The sequence below is a fragment of the Variovorax sp. P4_B10 genome (assembly GCF_056402375.1).
This window is the reverse complement of sequence record NZ_JBFUHN010000023.1, coordinates 19713-39805: the sequence shown is the minus strand read 5'-3', so window position 1 is coordinate 39805 and position 20093 is coordinate 19713. Positions and strand designations below refer to the sequence as shown.

Annotated in this window: 18 protein-coding genes; 1 reads left to right on the top strand and 17 read right to left on the bottom strand. The window is 67.5% G+C overall.

Translation table 11 applies throughout. The features are described from left to right. The 11 genes from mraY to dksA all read right to left on the bottom strand — a co-directional run bounded on the left by mraY (position 1) and on the right by dksA (position 12186). On the bottom strand, positions 1 to 1179 hold the full coding sequence (gene mraY / locus AC1DXX_RS13155) for a phospho-N-acetylmuramoyl-pentapeptide-transferase (RefSeq protein ID WP_478134650.1): 1179 nt from the start codon (positions 1177 to 1179) through the stop codon (positions 1 to 3). A gap of 22 nt (positions 1180 to 1201) precedes the next feature. Beyond that, complete coding sequence (locus AC1DXX_RS13150) at positions 1202 to 2635, bottom strand: UDP-N-acetylmuramoyl-tripeptide--D-alanyl-D-alanine ligase (RefSeq protein ID WP_478134649.1); 1434 nt, start codon at positions 2633 to 2635, stop codon at positions 1202 to 1204. After that, positions 2632 to 4194, bottom strand: a complete 1563-nt coding sequence (locus AC1DXX_RS13145; RefSeq protein WP_478134648.1) for a UDP-N-acetylmuramoyl-L-alanyl-D-glutamate--2,6-diaminopimelate ligase — start codon at positions 4192 to 4194, stop codon at positions 2632 to 2634. The genes AC1DXX_RS13150 and AC1DXX_RS13145 overlap by 4 nt, the downstream gene beginning before the upstream one ends. A gap of 2 nt (positions 4195 to 4196) precedes the next feature. Further along, positions 4197 to 5951 carry a peptidoglycan D,D-transpeptidase FtsI family protein gene (locus tag AC1DXX_RS13140; protein ID WP_478134647.1) on the bottom strand — a complete coding sequence of 585 codons (1755 nt, stop codon included), beginning with the start codon at positions 5949 to 5951 and terminating at the stop codon, positions 4197 to 4199. Continuing rightward, positions 5948 to 6289, bottom strand: coding sequence for a cell division protein FtsL (ftsL, locus tag AC1DXX_RS13135; RefSeq protein ID WP_478134646.1), 342 nt, complete (start codon positions 6287 to 6289; stop codon positions 5948 to 5950). Before ftsL ends, AC1DXX_RS13140 begins: the two co-directional genes overlap by 4 nt. 1 nt (position 6290) lies before the next feature. Beyond that, on the bottom strand, positions 6291 to 7214 hold the full coding sequence (gene rsmH, locus AC1DXX_RS13130; protein ID WP_478134645.1) for a 16S rRNA (cytosine(1402)-N(4))-methyltransferase RsmH: 924 nt from the start codon (positions 7212 to 7214) through the stop codon (positions 6291 to 6293). A gap of 8 nt (positions 7215 to 7222) precedes the next feature. After that, positions 7223 to 7651, bottom strand: a complete 429-nt coding sequence (mraZ, locus tag AC1DXX_RS13125; protein WP_478134644.1) for a division/cell wall cluster transcriptional repressor MraZ — start codon at positions 7649 to 7651, stop codon at positions 7223 to 7225. A 273-nt stretch (positions 7652 to 7924) separates the two neighbouring features. Further along, positions 7925 to 9247, bottom strand: coding sequence for an ATP-dependent protease ATPase subunit HslU (gene hslU, locus AC1DXX_RS13120; protein ID WP_478134643.1), 1323 nt, complete (start codon positions 9245 to 9247; stop codon positions 7925 to 7927). A 2-nt stretch (positions 9248 to 9249) separates the two neighbouring features. Further along, positions 9250 to 9795 (bottom strand): ATP-dependent protease subunit HslV, encoded by a 546-nt coding sequence (gene hslV / locus AC1DXX_RS13115; protein ID WP_026283873.1) that lies wholly within the window; start codon positions 9793 to 9795, stop codon positions 9250 to 9252. A gap of 53 nt (positions 9796 to 9848) precedes the next feature. Beyond that, positions 9849 to 11477, bottom strand: coding sequence for an STAS domain-containing protein (locus AC1DXX_RS13110; protein WP_478134642.1), 1629 nt, complete (start codon positions 11475 to 11477; stop codon positions 9849 to 9851). Positions 11478 to 11562: 85 nt separating this feature from the next. Beyond that, positions 11563 to 12186, bottom strand: coding sequence for an RNA polymerase-binding protein DksA (gene dksA, locus AC1DXX_RS13105; RefSeq protein ID WP_478134641.1), 624 nt, complete (start codon positions 12184 to 12186; stop codon positions 11563 to 11565). A 710-nt stretch (positions 12187 to 12896) separates the two neighbouring features. Here dksA and AC1DXX_RS13100 point away from each other — a divergent pair. Further along, positions 12897 to 14390 (top strand): YdgA family protein, encoded by a 1494-nt coding sequence (locus AC1DXX_RS13100; RefSeq protein WP_478134640.1) that lies wholly within the window; start codon positions 12897 to 12899, stop codon positions 14388 to 14390. Between the two features lie 96 nt (positions 14391 to 14486). Here AC1DXX_RS13100 and AC1DXX_RS13095 read toward each other — a convergent pair whose 3' ends face one another. From AC1DXX_RS13095 to dapF, 6 genes are all read right to left on the bottom strand, one after another. Continuing rightward, a complete protein-coding gene (locus AC1DXX_RS13095; RefSeq protein WP_478134639.1) occupies positions 14487 to 15533 on the bottom strand; it encodes a CobW family GTP-binding protein in 1047 nt (348 codons plus the stop codon). Between the two features lie 108 nt (positions 15534 to 15641). After that, on the bottom strand, positions 15642 to 16862 hold the full coding sequence (locus AC1DXX_RS13090; protein ID WP_478134638.1) for a class I SAM-dependent rRNA methyltransferase: 1221 nt from the start codon (positions 16860 to 16862) through the stop codon (positions 15642 to 15644). 10 nt (positions 16863 to 16872) lie between these two features. Continuing rightward, positions 16873 to 17859 (bottom strand): tyrosine recombinase XerC, encoded by a 987-nt coding sequence (locus AC1DXX_RS13085; protein ID WP_478134637.1) that lies wholly within the window; start codon positions 17857 to 17859, stop codon positions 16873 to 16875. Further along, entirely contained in the window at positions 17834 to 18466 is a 633-nt protein-coding gene (locus AC1DXX_RS13080) for a YdcF family protein (protein ID WP_478134636.1), read from the bottom strand. The genes AC1DXX_RS13085 and AC1DXX_RS13080 overlap by 26 nt, the downstream gene beginning before the upstream one ends. Beyond that, entirely contained in the window at positions 18463 to 19164 is a 702-nt protein-coding gene (locus AC1DXX_RS13075; RefSeq protein WP_478134635.1) for a DUF484 family protein, read from the bottom strand. The genes AC1DXX_RS13080 and AC1DXX_RS13075 overlap by 4 nt, the downstream gene beginning before the upstream one ends. Continuing rightward, entirely contained in the window at positions 19161 to 20036 is an 876-nt protein-coding gene (gene dapF / locus AC1DXX_RS13070; protein ID WP_478134634.1) for a diaminopimelate epimerase, read from the bottom strand. Before dapF ends, AC1DXX_RS13075 begins: the two co-directional genes overlap by 4 nt. Positions 20037 to 20093 lie beyond the last annotated feature (57 nt).

The window sequence follows — 20093 nt, the reverse complement described above, 5'->3', positions numbered from 1 at the left end:
TCACCGCAGCTTCAGCGTCGAAAGACCCACGAGGCACAGCAGCATCGTGATGATCCAGAAGCGCACCACGACCTGCGTCTCGCGCCAGCCGCTCTTCTCGAAGTGATGGTGCAGCGGCGCCATCTTGAGCACGCGGCGRCCTTCGCCGTAGCGCTTCTTCGTGTACTTGAAGTACATGACCTGCGCCATCACCGAGATCGCCTCGACCACGAAGATGCCGCCCATGATGAAGAACACGATCTCCTGGCGCACGATGACCGCGATGGTGCCCAGCGCGCCGCCGAGCGCGAGCGCGCCCACGTCGCCCATGAAGACCTGCGCCGGATGGGTGTTGAACCAGAGGAATGCGAGGCCCGCGCCGGCCATGGCCGAGCAGAACACCAGCAGCTCGCCCGAGCCCGGGATGTTGGGGAACAGCAGGTACTTGGAATACACCGCGCTGCCCGTGACATACGCGAACACGCCGAGCGCCGAGCCGACCATCACCACCGGCATGATCGCCAGGCCGTCGAGGCCGTCGGTCAGGTTGACCGCGTTGCTTGCGCCGACGATCACCAGGTAGGTGAGGATCACGAAGCCGATGCCGCCGAGCGGGTAGCTCACTTCCTTGAAGAAGGGCACCAGCAGGTTGATCTTGGGCGGAAAGTCGAGGTCGAAGCCCGACTGAACCCAGGCGAAGAACAACTGGAGCACGCGCCAGTTCGAACTTTCCGAGATGCTGAAGAGCAGGTAGAAGCCGGCGATCAGACCGACCACCGACTGCCAGAAATACTTCTCGCGCGAGCGCATGCCCTCGGGGTCCTTGCGCACCACCTTGCGCCAGTCGTCGACCCAGCCGATGGCGCCGAAGCCCATCGTCACCCACAGCACGATCCACACGAAGCGGTTGGAGATGTCGAACCACAGCAGCGTGGCGAAGGCAATGGCGAACAGCACCAGCACGCCGCCCATGGTGGGCGTGCCGCTCTTGGTCAGGTGCGTTTCCATGCCGTAGCCGCGCACCGGCTGGCCGATCTTGAGCGCGGCGAGGCGGCGGATCACGTACGGGCCGGCCACCAGGCCGACGACGAGCGCAGTCAGCGCGGCCATCAGCGCGCGGAAAGTGAGGTATTGGAAAATGCGCAGGAACCCGAACTCGGGCGAGAGCGTTTGCAGCCATTGGGCCAGGCTCAGCAGCATGATGTTTCGCGCGGCTCATGCGTCATGACCGGCCTCCTTTTGTTGTTGTAGGTTGTGCCAGAGCGCTGATGGCCTGCACCACGCGCTCCATCTTCATGAAGCGCGATCCCTTGACGAGCACGCTGCCGACCAGCGGCAGGCGCGCGAGCACGGCGGCGTGGAGCGCGTCGAACTCATCGAAATGACGGCCGTTGACGTCGTCCTTGAAGGCCGCGACGGTGTGCGCCGTCCCCGGGCCGAGCGTGTAGACGGCTTCGATGCCGCGCTGCCGCGCCCATTCGCCGACCTCGGCGTGGAACTCGGGCGCGCGGTCGCCCACCTCGCCCATCTCGCCGAGCACCAGCAGGCGCGGACCGGGCAGGCCCGCGAGCACGTCGATGGCGGCAATCACGGAATCGGGGTTGGCGTTGTAGCTGTCGTCGACCAGGGTGATCGAATGCTTGTCCGACAGCACGATCTCGCTGGCCTTGGAGCGGCCCTTGACCGGCTCGAAGGCCGACAGGCCCGTGGCGATGGTCTCGAGCGAAACACCCGCCGCGAGCGCGCAGGCGGTGGCGGCCAGTGCATTGCCCACGTTGTGTCGGCCGGCGATGTGCAGGCGCGCGTCGAAGGCGCCCAGCGGCGTGCGCACGCGCACGGCCCAGGCGCCCTGCTTCCATTCGGCGCTGTCGAGCGAGATGTCGGCGTCCGCATGCTCCCCGAAGGTCAGGCAGCGGCGGGAGCCCACTTCGCGCGCCATTTCGGCCCACAGCGGGGTGAAGGCGTCGCCATGCGGGAAGACGGCCGTGCCGTCGGCCGGCAGCACCGCGAACACGGCGGCGTTCTCGACCGCCACCGCCTCGACGGTGGCCATGAATTCCTGGTGCTCGCGCTGCGCGTTGTTGACGAGAGCGATGGTCGGGCGCGAGATGGCGGCCAGCCGCGCGATCTCGCCCGGATGGTTCATGCCCAGCTCGAGCACGGCATGCTGGTGCCGCGCGCGCAGGCGCAGCAGCGTGAGCGGCACGCCGATTTCGTTGTTGAAGTTGCCGGCGGTCGCCAGTGCACGGTCGGCGCGGAAGGCGACGAGGATCGCCGCGATCATCTGCGTGACCGTGGTCTTGCCGTTGCTGCCGGTGACGGCGATCAGCGGCAGCGTGAACTGCGCGCGCCAGCCCGCGCCGAGCGCGCCGAGCGCGGCCAGCGAATCGGGCACTTCGAGGCCGGCCAGCCCGGCGGCCTCGAGGCCGTGGTGGGCAATGGCTGCGACCGCGCCATGCGCCTTGGCCTGCGCCAGGAAATCGTTGGCGTCGAAGCGCTCGCCCTTGAGTGCGACGAACAGATCGCCCGCGGCCAGCGTGCGCGTGTCGGTGTGCACGCGGGCGATGACCGTCGCCGGGTCGCCCACGAGGCGCGAACCGGGAATCCATTGCTGCGCCTGGGCGAGCGTCATATTGAGCGGCGTCATATCGCTCATTCGGAAACCTCCGCGCTTCGCTTCGTCAGCGCATCCAGCGCATGGGTCCTGTCGGAAAACGGAATGCGCTGGCCCGCGATTTCCTGCCAGGCCTCGTGGCCCTTGCCGGCGATCAGCACCACGTCCTGTGGCGCGGCCTGCGCGATCGCGTCGGCGATGGCGGCGGCGCGGTCGGGCTGCACCTGGGCGGCTTCGGGGCGCGACAGGCCGCGCAGCACCTGGCTGATGATCGCGTCGGGCTTTTCGCTGCGCGGGTTGTCGCTGGTCACGACCACGCGGTCGGCCTGGCGCTCGGCAACGGCGGCCATCATCGGCCGCTTGATCGGGTCGCGGTCGCCGCCGCAGCCGAACACGCACCAGAGCGCGCCGCCGCGCTGCTGCGCCAGCGGACGCAGGCCGGCCAGGGCCTTGTCGATCGCGTCGGGAGTGTGGGCGTAGTCGACCACCGCCAGCGGCGCATCGCCGTCCACGCTCACCCGCTCCATGCGGCCCGGCACGCTGGTGAGGTTGGCGCAGGCCGTCACCGCCTGCGGCAGCGAAAGGCCCAGGGCACGCAGGGTGCCCAGCACGCCCAGCAGGTTGGCCACGTTGTACTGGCCGATCAGGCCGGTGGAGAGGCGTTCGACCGCCGCGGTGCCGTGCTCGGCCACCGAGAACTGCAGGCCTTGCGCGTCGTAGCCGATGTCGCGCGCCATGAGCCGCGCCGGCTTGCCGCTGGCCGAGACCGTCCAGACATCGAGCGCGCCGATGCCGGCATCGACCAGGTTCGCACACAGGCTGGCGCCGTGCATGTCGTCGATGTTGATCACCGCCGCGCGCAGGCCGGGCCAGCGGAACAGCTCGGCCTTGGCCTGCCAGTAGGCGTCCATGCTGCCGTGGTAGTCGAGGTGGTCCTGCGTGAAATTGGTGAACACGGCGACCGCGATGCGCGCGCCGTCGAGCCGGCGCTCGGCGATGCCGATCGAGGAAGCCTCGATGGCGCAGGCGCCGAAGCCGCGTTCGACCAGGGCGCGCAGCTCGCCCTGCATCATCACGGGGTCGGGCGTGGTGAGGCCGGTGTAGACGAGATCGGGCGGCACGCCGATGCCCAGCGTGCCCATCACGGCGCAGGGCGACGGCGCGTCGCGCTCCATCGTGCCGTCGGGCCGCATCGCGCGAACGCCGCCCGCCGCCCGCAGCGTGGAGAGCGATTCGGCGAGCCACCACGCAGTGGAGGTCTTGCCGTTGGTGCCGGTCACGGCCAGCACGTCGAGCAGCGCCGAGGGGTTGTCGTAGAAGGCCGAGGCGATCGGGCCGGTGGCTGCCTTGAGGCCGGGATAGCTCGCAATGCGGTCGTCGCCCTGGAAGCCGAAAGCCTCGACGCCGTCGTGCTCGACCAGGCAGGCCACGGCCCCCTGCGCCAGCGCCGCCGCCACATGCTTGCGCCCGTCGGTCGCAGCCCCGGGCCAGGCGATGAAGCCGTCGCCCGCGCCCACCGGCCGGCTGTCGGCATGCAGCGCACCCCGCACGCGCTCCTTGAGCCAGAGCGCGGCCAGTTGGGGGGAAGTGAGTGTCAGCATGCTCAGAAACTCTCGTCGACGCCCTGCGTCATCACAAGGGGTTTGACCGCCAGATCGGGCGCAACGTTCATCATGCGCAGGGTCTGCTGCACGACTTCGCTGAACACGGGCGCGGCGGCGATGCCGCCGAAATACTGGCCGTCGGTGGGCTCGTCGATCATCACCGCGACGATGATGCGCGGCTTGTCGATGGGGGCCATGCCGGTGAACCAGGCGCGGTACTTGTTGCTCGCGTAGCCCTTGCCGACCTGCTTGTGGGCCGTGCCCGACTTGCCGCCGACCGAGTAGCCGACCGTCTGGGCGCGCGTGCCGGTGCCGCCCGGGCCCGCGGCCATCTGCAGCATCTTGCGCACGGCCAGCGCGTTGGAGGGCGAGAACACCCGCACGCCGGCCGGCGGCTCGGCGTTCTTGAGGATGGTGACCGGGATGATCGAGCCGTCGTGCGCGAACGAGGTGTACGAATGCGCCATCTGGAACAGCGACGCCGACAGGCCGTAGCCGTACGCCATCGTGGCCTGCTCGACTGGCTTCCAGGTCTTCCACGGACGCAGGCGTCCGGTGACCGCGCCGGGGAACTGGATCTGCGGCTTCTGGCCGTAGCCGAGCGCGGTGTAGGTGTCCCACATCTCGTGCGGGGTCATCTTCTGCGCGATCTTGAGCGCGCCGACGTTGCTCGACTTCTGGATCACGCCCTCGACCGTCAGCGTGCCGTAGTTGTGGGTGTCGCTGATGGTGAAGCCGCCGATCTGGAAGCGGCCGGGGCCGGTTTCGATCAGGGTCGAGGGCTTCACGCGGCCGGCTTCCAGCGCCATGCCGACGGTGATGGGCTTCATGGTCGAGCCGGGCTCGAAGGTGTCGGTGAGCGCGCGGTTGCGCAGCTGCTCGCCGGTGAGGTTCTGGCGCTTGTCGGGCACGTAGCTCGGGTAGTTGGCCAGCGCCAGCACCTCGCCGGTGATGGAGTCGAGCACCACCACGCTGCCGGCCTTGGCACGGCGCGCGGTGACCGCGTCGCGCAGCTTCTGGTAGGCGAAGAACTGCACCTTGCTGTCGACGCTGAGCTGGATGTCCTTGCCGTCGAGCGGCGGCACCGTCTCGCCCACGCCCTCGACCACGCGGCCGAGCCGGTCCTTGATGACGCGGCGGGAACCCGCCTTGCCGGCCAGTTCCTTGTTGAACGCGAGCTCGATGCCTTCCTGGCCGTTGTCTTCGACGTTGGTGAAGCCCACCACGTGCGCGGCGGCCTCGCCCTCGGGGTACTGGCGCTTGTATTCCTTGCGCTGGTAGATGCCCTTGAGGTTCATCGCGGCGATCTGCTTGGCGATCGGCTCGTCGACCTGGCGCTTGATCCAGACGAAGGTCTTGTCCTCGTCCTCGAGCTTCTTGTCGAAGTCCTTCTGCGACATCTCGAGCAGCTTGGCCACCTGCTTGAGCTTGGCCCTCACCTCGGGATCGTCGCGCTCGATGTCTTCCGGAATGGCCCAGATGCTCGGTGCCACCACGCTGGAGGCGAGGATGAGGCCGTTGCGGTCGAGGATGCGGCCGCGGTTGGCCGGCAGCTCGAGCGTGCGCGCGAAGCGCACTTCGCCCTGCCGCTGGAAGAAGCTGTTGTTGAAGACCTGCACGTACGCGGCCCGCGCCGCCAGCATGACGAAGCCGAAGGCGATGCCGGCGACGATGAACTTGCTGCGCCAGACCGGCGTCTTGCTCGCAAGCAAGGGGCTGGTGGTGTAGCGCACGCTGCGGTTGCCGCGGCTCATCGTGCGGCCCTCCCGGTTGCGGCGGGCTTCGGCGGCGTCATCGGCGGCAGCGGCGCCACGGCCGGAATCACCGTGCCGTCCGGCCGCACGTACTGCGTGATGGCCGGGGTGGTGGTGCGCATCTGGAGCTGCTCCTTGGCGAGCTTCTCGACGCGCAGCGGCGTGGCCTGCGCACGCTTCTCGACCTGCAGGCGATCGCGGTCGGTTTCGAGCTTGCGGGTTTCCTGCTGCACGCGGTCGAGCTCGGTGTAGAGCTGGCGCGAGAGGTACTGCGTGTGCACAAGGTACAGCGCCGTCGCAATGACGGCCAGCAGCAGGAGCAGGTTGAGGCGAGCCATGTCAGTTGGCTTCGGTGCGCTCGGCGACGCGCAGGATTGCGCTGCGCGAGCGCGGGTTGCCGTGCACTTCGGCGTCGGACGGCTTGATGCGCTCGAGCGCGCGCAGCTTCATCACCTTGGGGGCGGCAAACGGCGCGCGGCGGTCGTACACCTCCTTCGAGTGCTTGGCGATGAACTGCTTCACGATGCGGTCTTCCAGCGAATGGAAGCTGATTACCGCGAGCCGGCCGTGAGGCTGCAGCACTGAAAGGCTTGCCTCTAGCGCCTGTTGCAGCTCTTCAAGCTCGGCGTTGATGAAAATCCGAAAAGCCTGAAATGTGCGCGTTGCAGGGTTCTGGCCCTGCTCGCGGGTTTTGACCGTGCCAGCCACGAGCTCGGCCAGTTCGGTGGTGGTTGAAATTGCGCCCCGTTCTTGTCGGCGAGCAACAATCGCCTTTGCAATCTGAACAGCAAACCGTTCTTCGCCATAGTCACGGATCACCTCTGCAATCTGTGGAAGTTCGGCCGTTGCCAGCCATTCGGCCACGCTCTCGCCGCGCGTGGTGTCCATGCGCATGTCGAGCGGACCGTCGAAACGAAAACTGAAGCCGCGCACCGGGTTGTCGATTTGCGGCGAACTCACGCCCAGGTCCATCAGCACACCCGCCACGCTGGCGTCGGGCAACTCGCCCAGCGAACGGAATCCCTGGTGCCGGATGGAAAAACGCGCATCCGAGATGCGCGCTGCTTCGGCCACCGCTTCCGCATCCTTGTCGAATGCGATCAGCCTGCCTTCCGGAGCCAGCCGCGCGAGGATCGCGCGCGCGTGCCCTCCGCGCCCGAAGGTCGCATCCACGTAGGTGCCGGTTGCCGCCGTGCTGCCGGAAAGAAGGGCTTCCACCGCTTCGTTCAGCAACACGGTCGTATGGGTCCATGGGGTGTTCACGGGGGTCCTCAGAACGCGAAGTCCTGAAACACATCCGGCATCTCGCCCTGGGTGGCCTCGGCCTCCTTGGCCTCGTAGGTGGCCTTGTCCCAGAGTTCGAAGTGGTTGCCCATGCCCAGCAGCAGCGTCTCGCGGGTGATGCCGGTGGCCGCACGCAGCTCGGGCGACACCAGGATGCGGCCGGTGCCGTCCATCTCGACGTCCATGGCGTTGCCCAGGAAGACGCGCTTCCACCACTGTGCCGACATCGGCAGCGCGGCGATGCGCTCGCGAAACTTTTCCCATTCGGGACGGGGGAACACCATCAGGCATCCGTGCGGATGCTTGGTGATCGTGAGCTCGCCGCCCGCCGTGGCGCTCAGGACGTCACGATGCCGGGTCGGCACGGAGAGCCGCCCCTTGGCATCCAGACTGAGCGATGAAGCGCCTTGAAACACGACCACAAACCCCTGTGATGGGAGTTGCCGCAGCACCCGAAAGGGGCGCTACCCGCACTTTTTCCCACTTAACTGCACTTTTTTGCACTGTAGCAGGAAACACTTCAGACGCAACTGGCCGTTGGTGGTATTTTTTGTAATGGAATCAACGACTTAGCGCTGATTCCAAATCTTTGAAATCGACGAAATCCGTTGAAAATGAAGCACTTAGCTCACGCAGTGAAAGTGATGCGTGAAGCATTCCCCCGTTACAGGGGGAAGAAAGAAGCGGCCTCAGAGGATGAAGCGCGAAAGATCTTCGTCGTGACTTAGTGCCGCAAGGCGCTCGTCGACGTAGGCGGCATCGATGCGGATGGTCTGTCCCTCGATGCGGGTGGCGTCGAAGCTTACCTCATCGAGCAGCCGCTCCATCACGGTCGACAAACGGCGCGCGCCGATGTTCTCGGTGCGCTCGTTCACTTCGAAGGCAATACTGGCCAGGCGGGTCACGCCTTCGGGGGTGAACTCGAGCGTCACGCCCTCTGTCGCGAGCAGCGCCTGGTACTGCTTCACGAGCGAGGCGCGCGTTTGCGTGAGGATGCTTTCGAAGTCCGACACCGAGAGCGACTGCAGCTCGACGCGGATCGGAAAGCGCCCCTGCATCTCGGGGATCAGGTCGCTCGGCTTGCTCAGGTGGAAGGCGCCGCTCGCAATGAACAGGATGTGGTCGGTGCGGACAACGCCGTACTTGGTGCTCACGGCCGTACCCTCGACCAGCGGCAGCAGGTCGCGCTGCACGCCCTGGCGCGACACGTCGGAGCCCTGGGCTTCGCTGCGGGTGGTGACCTTGTCGATCTCGTCGATGAAGACGATGCCGTTCTGCTCGGCGTTGGCGATGGCCTGGGCGCGGATCTCGTCCTCGTTGACCAGCTTGGCAGCCTCTTCGTCGATCAGGAGGCGCAGCGCCTCGGCGATCTTGAGCTTGCGGGTCTTGCGCCTGCCGCCACCCATCTGGCCGAACATGCCGCGCAGCTGCTCGGTCATTTCCTCCATGCCCGCGGGACCCATGATCTCGAGCGGCGCGCGGGCCTCGGCGAGGTCGAGTTCGATTTCCTTGTCGTCGAGCTGGTGCTCGCGCAGCTTCTTGCGGAAGGCCTGCCGGGTGGCGTTGTTGCTGTCGGCCACGGCGCCGTCGGCACCACGCGCCGGGGGCAGCAACACGTCGAGGATGCGGTCCTCGGCGGCGTCTTCGGCACGCGCGCGCACCTTCGCGCTCTCGGATTCGCGGGTCTGCTTGACCGCGATCTCGGCCAGGTCGCGGATGATCGAATCGACGTCCTTGCCGACGTAGCCCACCTCGGTGAACTTGGTCGCCTCGACCTTGATGAAGGGCGCATCCGCCAGGCGCGCCAGGCGGCGGGCGATCTCGGTCTTGCCCACGCCCGTGGGGCCGATCATGAGGATGTTCTTCGGGGTGATCTCGGCGCGGAGCTTTTCGTCGACCTGCTGGCGGCGCCAGCGGTTGCGCAGAGCTATGGCCACGGCGCGCTTGGCCGCCGGCTGGCCGACGATGTGGTTGTCGAGCTCGGAGACGATTTCCTGGGGGGTCATGGACATGGTCAGAGCGCTTCCACCGTGTGGTTCATGTTCGTGTAAATGCAGATTTCTCCGGCGATCGCCAGCGATTTGCGCACGATCTGCTCGGCCGTGAGGTCGGTGTTGTCGATCAGCGCCTTGGCTGCCGACTGCGCATAAGCGCCGCCCGAGCCGATGGCGATCACGCCGTCTTCGGGCTCCAGCACGTCGCCATTGCCGGTGATGATGAGCGAGGTGGTGGCGTCGGCCACGGCCAACATGGCCTCGAGCTTGCGCAGCACGCGGTCGGTGCGCCAGTCCTTGGTGAGCTCGACCGCAGCGCGGGTCAGGTGCCCCTGGTGCTTTTCGAGCTTGGCCTCGAAGCGCTCGAAGAGCGTGAAGGCGTCGGCCGTGGCGCCGGCAAAGCCAGCCAGCACCTTGCCGTGATAGAGCCGCCGCACCTTGCGGGCCGTGCCCTTGATGACGATATTGCCGAGAGTGACCTGCCCGTCCCCGCCGATGGCGACCTGGTCGCCTTGGGGGGTCTTGCGGCGCACGCTCACGATGGTGGTGCCGTGAAACTGTTCCATCGAAGCCATCTGGGGATGGCCAGGGGCAATGCAACCCCGAAACAGAGGGCGTTTCAGTTCTTTCGAACAGCTACGGTTGCATGATCCATGATGCCAACGAGGCCGAAAAGCGCCGAGATCAGGCGGTGGGCATCGACGAACTGCACCCGCTCGCCGTTGGCGTCGCGCGCCCGCACCCAGCTCAGCAGCGTGCCGGCGGCGGCGAGGTCCATCCGCAACAGCGCCGCGCAGGAAATGACGGGTGCCGTGGAGTGGCGCAGGTCCGCATCGAGCCGATGCCAGTACGACAGCGATTCGCCGCGCAGATCGCCCGCCAGCGCGGCAAACCCGCTGTCGGTGGACGGGAAGCTCTCGGATTCGCCGCTCGACAGCAGCGACCACACCGAACTGGGCCGGTTCGGCGGCGGCGCGGCCAGCGCGGTGCATTCGCCCTTCGGGTCCTGCCAGGAAGGCGGCGACACCTCGTAGGTGATGCAGTAGTTGAGCGCCACCAGCTCGAAGTCGTCGGGCAGGTGCATCACGCGCAGCGCGGCAAGGTGCAACTGCCACCAGACGTCGTCGGTGCCGCGCTCGTTGTTCGGCGCCGCCTCGGCCAACACGGCCAGCAGTTGCGCGGTGCCGATGAAGCGCAGGTTGACCGGCGAATCGGCCCAGTGGGTCAGCAGCACGCGCAGCGGCGCGGCCGCCTCGGCCTCGATGGCGGTCAGCGCGCGCCAGTCGAGCGTCCAGACCGCCCCCGCCTGCGACAGCGCACGCGTGAGGCTCATCAGGCCGTCGCGGGCCAGGCGGGCAGGACTGCTCCAGTCGGCCACGGCGCCCTCGCTGTCCCCGGCGTGTTCGGCCTCCTCGCTGGCGGTTACCGCCTTCACGCTGCGGGCCAGCTCTGCGAGCGACACCCAGTCCGGCCCCATGCGCTTCATGCGCTGCGCGTAGCGCATGCGGGCGGCCGCGAACTTGGCAGCGTCGCCGGTGGCGCGGTACAGGTCGAACAGGGTGCGCCAGCGGCTGTCGTCGCGCTCGGCCGCGGCGTCGTTCTCGCCTTCGGCGGCTGGTGCGCTTTCGGAAGCCAGGGCCTGCAGCAGGATGGCTTCGGCGCCGGCGTCGTCGCCATGGGCGAAGCGGATCACGGCCTCTTCCAGCGCGCCGTCGTGCGCGAGCCGGGAGGACAGCAGCGGTGGCGCGCCGTCGGCGTCCGAACTGCTGGCCGCTGCGGCCGCCACCGGCGCGGGTGCATGACCCGGGGGCGACTCGAGCGACCGGAGCAGATCGTCCACATGAACCGGCGGCAGCGTCTCGGCACCGGCGTCGGGCGGCGGGTTGATCAGCGTTTCGCCGTTCGGGCCCCGACCTTTCCACCACTGCTGCGACATCTGCTCCTCGATCTCGTCGATCTTCTTGAGCGTGAGCGCGCGGCCCTCGGGCTTTTCCGAGGTGCTGTTCATGTTGAACGACGATGGCGTGACCGTCGCCTCGAAGGCATGGGCCGCGGCCTCGCGCTGGCGCAGCTTGCGCAGCATGTCGAACTCGCGCCGGCGCACGAAATCGTTGCGCTGGCGCCGCTCGATCATTTCCTTGAGCATCTCCCGGCTGTAGGTCTGCTCGGGCAGCGAGGAGTCCGACGTGGAGGAAGCCGCATTCAGCTCCGACCAATCCTTGAGGGGATTGCGGACAAACTTGGCCACCTTCGAAAAAAGGCGGCCCGACTCTTCCTTTGTCATTCGGCGAAGACTATCGAGGGGGCTGGTTTTTCTTGACCTTGCTGCCCGTTCAATCCCCGAACATTTTCTGCTTGAGCTCGCGGCGCTGCTGCGCTTCGAGCGAGAGCGTGGCGGTCGGGCGGGCCAGCAGCCGGCCCACGCCGATGGGTTCGCCGGTTTCGTCGCAGTAGCCGTAGTCGCCGGCGTCGATGCGCTGGATCGACTGCTCGATCTTCTTCAGCAGCTTGCGTTCGCGGTCGCGCGTGCGCAGCTCGAGGGCGTGTTCTTCCTCGATGGTGGCGCGGTCGGCCGGATCGGGCACCACGACGGTGTCTTCACGCAGGTGCTCGGTGGTCTCGCCGGCGTTCTCGAGGATGCCGCGCTTGAGTTCTTCGAGCTTCAGGCGGAAGAACGCCATCTGCTTTTCGTTCATGTACTCGGTGTCGGGCATCGCGATCACCTCGGCGTCGCTCAGCTCGGCGGGCGACTTGGTCTTCCAGTTGTTCGCGAGCTTCGGGTCTTTCTTGACGGCCAGCGGCGGCGGCGGCACCAGCGCGGTGGAAGGCGCCTGCGAGAAGCTGGACTTGGCGGCGGTCGACGCCACGGACTGCGGCATCGAAGGGACGGTCAACTGCGACAGCCGGGACACACGGCCACCACGCGCGGGTGCGGGCGTAGCGGTTTGAGCGGGCATCGAGGGTGTCGCCGTGGCGGAAGAGGAGGCGGCAGCCGTTTTTTTCATGGGGATCGGGGGGGCAGAAGGAACGGCAGCAGGGCGGCCGACGGGTTTGGATGACGATGGACCCGTGCTTGCAGTCTTTGCAGGCTTGACGGGCTTCTTTGCAGCGGTTGCGGTCTTGACCGGTGGTGCTGCGGGCTTTTTGGACGCGCTTTTCTCCTTCGCGGCGGGGCCTTTTGCGGTGGCGGAAACTTTTTTCGCCGCAGGTACAGCCTGCTTCGCAGCCGGCGCCTTTTTTGCGGCGGGCTTGGTTGCTGGCGTGGCCTTGGCGGCGGGTTTCTTCACGGTGACTGGCTCCTTTGACGAACTGGAACGCGCTTTCACTGGGTGTCTCCTCCCATGGGAACCACTGCGGGTTTCAGACCGCGCGGGCTCCACGTTGTCGGGGTGCTCGCGAATGGCGAACCCCGGGGTTATACCCCCGAAAGCCCGCCAAATACGTGCGGCGCCCCGTGCCGGAAGTCACATCTCGTCCATCAAGACGGGCCGTGGCTCTCGGAACAGGCGCGCGATTGTATAGAGAACTCGAAACCACGGGCGATGTGTCTGCGTGCGGGCCAACTCCGTTAGCATCGCCCGGCGTTGCCGGAGGGGGCAGCGCAGGCCCGCCTTTGCCCATGACGCGGCGCGGGCCAATCCGATCATTCGAGAAAAGAAAGCAAGCCTTGAGCAAGAAAGCAGTTTTGGGAGTCCTGGCCGCGGCCATCGCCGTCGCCTACGGGGGCAGCACCTGGTTCGCCGGTTCGAAAGTCAAGTCGGTCTACGACACCACTTTCGACGAGCTGCCGAAGCAGACCGCGCTGGTGCGCGTGGTCGAACGCAAGTACGACCGCGGCTTCCTCGGCGCCGTCAGCACCGTGACGCTGGAAATCGGCTGCGCGGCCGATGCCACTGCCGCCGCGCAGGCGCCCGCCGCCAAGCCCGCGGACGGCGAGGAAGAGGACGACGACAAGGACGAGGCCGACAGCAAGCCGCCGAAGCCTCTGCGGATCACCTTCCGCGACACCATCCACCACGGCCCGCTGGCCGGCGGCACGCTGGCGGCCGCCACCATCGACAGCGAACTGGTGCTCGACATCAAGGCGCAGGCCGGGGCCGAAAAGCTGTTCGGCAAGGCCAAGCCCCTGACGGCGCACACCAAGGTCGGCTTCGACGGCGCCTACACCAGCGACTTCACGATCGCGCCCGCCAAGCTGGCCGAAGACGGCAAGGGCCAACTCGCATGGCAAGGCGCACAGGCCCGCGTCGAGGTGAACGGCGCGCGCACCAAGGCGCGCTACGAGATGACGATGCCCGGCCTGGACTTCAACGACGCGGCCAAGGGCCTGCAGATGAAGATGGGCAAGTTCACGGCCAAGGCCGACATGGACAGCAGCGCAGGTTGGATCCTGGCCACCGGCAWGTCCGACGCCCGCCTCGACGCCTTCGAGTTCTCCGCCACCAAGGGCCTCGGCGGCAGCGCCGATGCCGACGCGCCGGCCGGCACGCACAAGCCAGTGAAGGTGCTGCTGCAGAACATCGACCTGACCGGCGAAGCCAGCATCAAGGACGGCCTCTACGCCTCGGAAGGCACCGTCAAGGGCCAGGGCAAGATCGGCGAGACCAGCATCGACAAGTTCGAGGTGAGCAGCGGCGCGCGCCGCATCCATGCCGCCGGCTACAAGAAGCTGGCCGATGCCTGGCTGCAGTCCAACGCCGCGGCCGGCTGCGGCAAGAGCAGCAAGGCGTCGCAGGCCGCGATGCAGGCCCTCGCCGACCAGTTGGCCCCCGATCTCAAGGCCATGGCCAAGTACAGCCCCGAATTCGGCCTCGACAAGATGGTGGTCGAAATCGGCGGCAAGCGCGCCGAAGTCAGCTACACGGCCGGCATGGTCGGCGTGACCGACGAAGACCTGCAAGCCCCCGGCATGGCACTGATGATGAAGCGCGGGGTACTCAAGGCCAACGCGCGGCTGCCGATGCAATGGCTGGAGCAGATTGCAGCCACCGGCGCCGAGAGCGGCCAGACGCCGCCGCCCGAAATGGTGGCCGGGCTGGTCGAGCAAGGCGAGGAAAAGGGCTTCGTCAAGCGCGATGGCGAGCACGTCACCGCCCAGATCGAGTTCAGCGAAGGCAGCCTGAAGGTCAACGGCAAGCCGCTGGGCGGCATGGGCAAGTAAGCCCCGCCACACGACGCGAGGCGGAAAGCCGAAGCAAAAAGGCGCTGCCCTTTCGGGGGCAGCGCCTTTTTTTCTTGAATCAGCGAACCGTTGTCGTCAGACCAGGCACTGCTCCAGCCCCTGCTCGAGAATCTCGCGCGGCAGCTCGATGCCGATGAACACCATGCGGCTCTGGCGCGCTTCGTCCTTGCCCCACTCCGGGCCCAGGTCGCTGCCCATCAGCTGGTGCACGCCCTGGAAGATCACCTTGCGCTCGGTGCCCTTCATGCTCAGCACGCCCTTGTAGCGCAGCATGCGCGGGCCGTAGATGTTGACGATCGCGCCCAGAAAGTCCTCGAGCTTGGCCGGATCGAAGGGCCGGTCGGCCTTGTAGACGAAGCTCTTCACGTCGTCGTCCGTGTGGTGATGGTGGCCGTGCCCCTCGTCCTTGTGCGAGGGATGGTCGCAATTTTCGCCATGCGCGTGGTCATGGTCGTGCGCCTCTTCTTCCTTCAGGAAGTCGGGGTCGATGTCCAGCTTGGCATTCAGGTTGAAGCCGCGCAGGTCGAAGATGTCCTTCAGCGGCACATCGCCGAAGTGCGCCTTCTGCTGCGGCGCGCGCGGGTTCATGTGCTTCAGGCGATGGATCAGCGCATCGGTTTCCTCGGCCGACACCAGCTCGCTCTTGCTGATGAAGATCTGGTCGGCAAAGCCCACCTGGCGGCGCGCTTCCTGGCGGTCGTTGAGCTGCTGCGGCGCATGCTTGGCGTCCACCAGCGTCAGGATCGAGTCGAGCAGGTAGCTCTCGGCGATCTCGTCGTCCATGAAGAAGGTCTGCGCCACGGGGCCCGGGTCGGCCAGTCCGGTGGTCTCGATCACCACGCGGTCGAAGTCCAGCAGGCCCTGGCGCTTCTTGGCGGCCAGCAGTTGCAGGGCTTCGCGCAGGTCTTCGCGGATGGTGCAGCAGACGCAGCCGTTGCTCATCTGGATGATCTGCTCCTTCGACTCGGTCACGAGGATGTCGCTGTCGATGTTCTCTTCGCCGAACTCGTTCTCGATGACCGCGATCTTCTGGCCATGGGCCTCGGTCAGGATGCGCTTGAGCAGCGTGGTTTTGCCCGAGCCGAGAAAGCCGGTGAGGATGGTCGCGGGAATGAGGGCCATAGAGGAGTGCTCCGGAAGCGGAAAACAGGGAATGGGGACGAAAAAGCGGGTTGGCCGGCAGTTTAGCCAATGCCACTCAGTTGCGTTGGCGAAGGGGTCAAGGCCGGGTCAGGCAGGCTTCCTGACCACCACCAGCCCCTTCAGGTACTCCCCTTCCGGGAATTCGATGGTCATCGGATGGTCCGGCGCCGCGCCCAGGCGTTCGCTGATGTAACCGTCGACGTTCGCATCGAGGCCGGCCGAGGCCACGATCTTGTGGAACAGGTCGGCGCTGATGCCGCCCGAGCACGAGAAGGTCAGCAGCACGCCGCCCGGCTCCAGGATCTTGAGCGCGAGGCGGTTGATGTCCTTGTAGGCCCGCGCGGCACGCTCGGCATGCGCCACCGTGGGCGCGAACTTGGGCGGGTCGAGCACGATCGCGTCGAAGGTGCGGCCCTGGTCGATGAACTCGCGCAGCACCGTGTTGACGTTGGCGTCGAGGAACTCCGTCTTCACGCCCGAGCCCTCGCCGCCGAAGCCGTTGAGCGCGATGTTGGCGCGCGCGAAGTTCAACGCCGGTTGCGACGAATCGACCGACACCAGTTCGGCCCCTTCGAGCGCACCGGCCGCCTTGAGCCCGGCCAGCGCCGCGACGGTGAAGCCGCCCGTGTAGCAGAAGCAGTTGAGCACGCGTCGGAAGCGCCGGTGCTTCGCGAGCTCGGCAAAGCGCTGCCGGCTGTCGCGCTGGTCCAGGTAGAAGCCGGTCTTGTGGCCGGTCGCGATGTCGAGCGAGAGCTTCCAGTCGTGCTCGCGGATCGTGATCTCGGTGGCGCCCTCCCCGCGCAGCCAGCCCGTGACCGGCTTCAGGCCCTCGCGCTCGCGGCCGCTGGCATCGGAGCGCTCGTAGAGCTTCGTGAGGCCCGTGGCCTTGAGCAGCGCATCGGCCAGCGCGTCTTTCCAGCGCTCGACACCGGCCGAAAGGAACTGCGCGACCAGCGTGTCGCCGTAGCGGTCGACGATCAGCCCCGGCAGGCCGTCGGCCTCGCCATGCACCAGCCGCACGCCGTCGCTCTGCAGGTCGAACAGGCCGCGGGCGCGCACGGCGCGCTCGCACACCGATGCGAGGAAGGCCGCGTCGATGCGCTGCGTCTCTACAAAGCTCCAGGCCCGCGCACGGATCTTCGAAGTCGGGCTGAAGGCCGCCCAGGCGAGAAAGGCGCCGTCGTGGGATTCCACGCGCACCGTCTCGCCGGAGTCAGCGCCGCCGCGCGCAATGGCGGATTCGAAGACCCAGGGGTGGCGGCGCAGGAGCGAGCGCTCCTTGCCGGGTTTGAGGCGAAGGGTTTTCATTCTTTGTTGCTTACTTGTCTTTGTCGCGGGCCTTGGCGCGCGGGACCTCGGGGCGCGCCTGCGCGCGCGGATGTGCCGCGTCATAGGCCTTGGCCAGATGCTGGAAGTCCAGCCGTGTGTAGACCTGCGTGGTCGCGATGTTGGCGTGGCCCAGCAGCTCCTGCACCGCGCGCAGGTCGCTGCTCGACTGCAGCACGTGGCTCGCGAACGAATGGCGCAGCATGTGCGGATGCACCGGCGCCGCGAGGCCGGCCTTCAGGCTGCGTTCGCGCAGCAGCTTCCACACCGCATGCGACGACATCCGCGCGCCCTTGGCGCTGACGAACAGCGCGGGCGCCGGGCGATCGCCGCGCACGTCGAGCCAGTCCTGCAGCGCCTCGGCCGCCTTGCCGCCCACCGGCACGATGCGGCGCTTGCTGCCCTTGCCGAGCACATTGGCTTCCATCGCGTCGAGGTCGACCCAGCCCAGCGCCGTGTTGCTGGCCTGCGCATCGAGCCCCGTGAGCTCGCTCACGCGCAGGCCGCAGCCATAGAGCATTTCGACGATGGCGCGGTCGCGCGCCTCGGTCCATGGGTCGGCCTCGTCGTCGTGCAGCTCGGCGAGCCGCACCGCGTCGTCCACGCCCAGCGCCTTCGGCAGCGGCCGGCCGGCCTTGGGCGCGTGCACGTCCTGCACCGGGTTGAAGCCGATCAGCCCCTCGTTGCCGAGCCAGCGGTAGAAGCTGCGCCAGCACGACAGCACCAGCGCAATGCCGCGCGGCTCACGCCCCGCGCTGTGCAGCTTCGCCGTCCAGCGGCGAATGTGGGCGGTCTGCACGCGGTCGAGCGGCAAGCCGGCCTCGGCCGCGTTCTCCCTCAGCGCCTGCAGGTGAAAGGCATACAGCTCGACCGTGCGCGCCGCGAGACGGCGCTCCACGCGCACATGCTCGAGGTACTTGTCGATCCAGCCCGAGGAGGCCGGCGTCGCGGGCTCAGAAGAGAAGGCCACGGAAGGCATTGTTCACGATGGCCGCGGGCTCGCGCAATGCACCCTTCGAAAGGGGGCCGAGCGCGCGCCAGCACGAGGTCTGCGCCCCGGCGTATTGCACGTCGAAGCTCTGGTCGAACCCGCTCATTCGCACCAGCCGCTCGATACGCCACAGGTGATAGGGCTCCGACACGATCACCACGCTGCGCACCCCGGCCGCCACGAGCAGCGGGCGCGACAACGAAAGATTCAGGCGCGTGGACGTCGACGCGGGCTCCAGCACCATCGGCCCGGCAAAGCCCGCCGCCTGCGCATGCTGCTGCATCACCGTGGCCTCGGTGCGGCCGTCTTCGGAATCCACGCCGCCCGAGAACACGAACTGCCTGACCAGGCCGGCCTGCGCCAGTGCCAGCGCGGTATCGACCCGCCCGGTGAGGCAGGGGTGCGGCTTGCCGTCGAGGAAAGCGCGGCTGCCCAGCACCAGCGCCGCGTCGGCCGGCCGCGTCGGCTGCGCCATCGCCCCCTCGGCATGCCGCCAGATGAACGCGCCAATGGCCACGTACGCCAGCACCACAACCAGCAACACGCCGAAAAGCGCGGCCTGCCAGGGCCGCCGCAACCAGCGCAGGCGGCTCAAGGACGCAGCCGCGAAAGTCCGCCCGAAGCCAGCTCGGCAATGCGCTCGAGAAAGTCGGTGCCCATCTCGGCGTTGAAGCGCTGCGCATCGGGCGACGCCAGCACCAGCAGGCCGAAGGCCGGCGATTCGGCGTCGGGACGCAGCGGAATCAGCGCGATCGACATCGCGGCCTGCGGCTCGGGCAGCCATTTGGCCGCCTCGAAGCCCGAATTGAGCCCGCAGTAAGGCGAGGTCAGCGAGGTGGCGAGCGCCTTCACGTCGTCGCTCACCCACTGGGCATAGGCCTCGTTGAGGTATTCGCTGCCGCAGTCCCACACCTTGATGGCCGTCTGCGGCACCAGGAACAGCGACTGCAGGTCGACCGCGATGCGGTACGGCAGGCTGCGCGGGTCGCGCGTGGTCAGCAGGCCCTTGGTCCAGCGCTGCAGCCGGTCGGCGATGACGACGTTCTCGGTGCCGTGGCGCACCATGTCCATCAGGCGGTGCTCCAGCGCCTTGATCTTCTCGCGCAGCATCTCGGCCTGGCGCTCCTGCAGGCTCACGGCGCGGTTGCCGTGCGGGCTGGTGAGCTGCACCTGGGCCAGCAACTGGGCATGGCGCTCGAAGAAGTCGGGCGTGTTCGCCAGGTAGTTGGCGATGTCGTCTTCGGTGATCGGGTTCATGGCGTTGTTGGCGTCTTTGTTGTTGAAGTGGGTCATGGCAGCTCCGGGACCTCGATGTCGCCCTCGAACACCGTGGTGGCCGGCCCCGTCATGAGCACCGGCTGGCCTTCGCCCTGCCATTCGATCGTGAGGATGCCGCCGTGCGTCTGCACATCGACCCGGCGGTCCAGCAGCCCGAGCCGGATGCCCGCCACCACCGCCGCGCAGGCGCCCGTGCCGCAGGCCAGCGTTTCGCCGGCGCCGCGCTCGAACACCCGCAGCCGGATGTGCGTGCGGTCTACTACCTGCATGAAGCCCGCGTTCACCCGCTGCGGAAAGCGCGGGTGGTGCTCGATCCGCGGGCCCTGTTCGGCCACCGGCGCGGCGTCGACGTTGTCGACCACCTGCACCGCGTGGGGGTTGCCCATCGACAGGACCGCTACCGAAACGATAGCGCTGTTCGCATGGGTGCCCATCGCGAGATGCCATTTGTGCCATGAACCGTCGGGCTGCGGGCCAAGCCCCGCGGTGTCGAAAGGCACGCGCTCGGGTTCGAACACCGGGGCGCCCATGTCGACCGTCACGCGGCCGTCGGCGCCCAGGCGCGGCTCGATCACGCCGGCCAGCGTCTGCACGCGCACCGTGTCCTTGTTCGTGAGATGGTGTTCGCTCACGAAGCGCATGAAGCAGCGCGCGCCGTTGCCGCACTGCTCCACCTCGCCGCCGTCGGCGTTGTGGATCACGTATTGGAAGTCGATGCCTTCCGCGGGCGAGGGCCGCACGGTAAGGATCTGGTCGGCGCCGACGCCGAAATGGCGGTCGGCCAGAAAGCGGTACTGCGCGGCGCTGAGGCCCAGCGTGCCGCGCGTTTCGTCCAGCACGACGAAATCGTTGCCGGCACCCTGCATCTTGGTAAAGCGGATTCGCATCGGAGGATTATCGCCACCGGCACGTCCTTTACGATCGCAAGCCCGAAGGAGATGCCT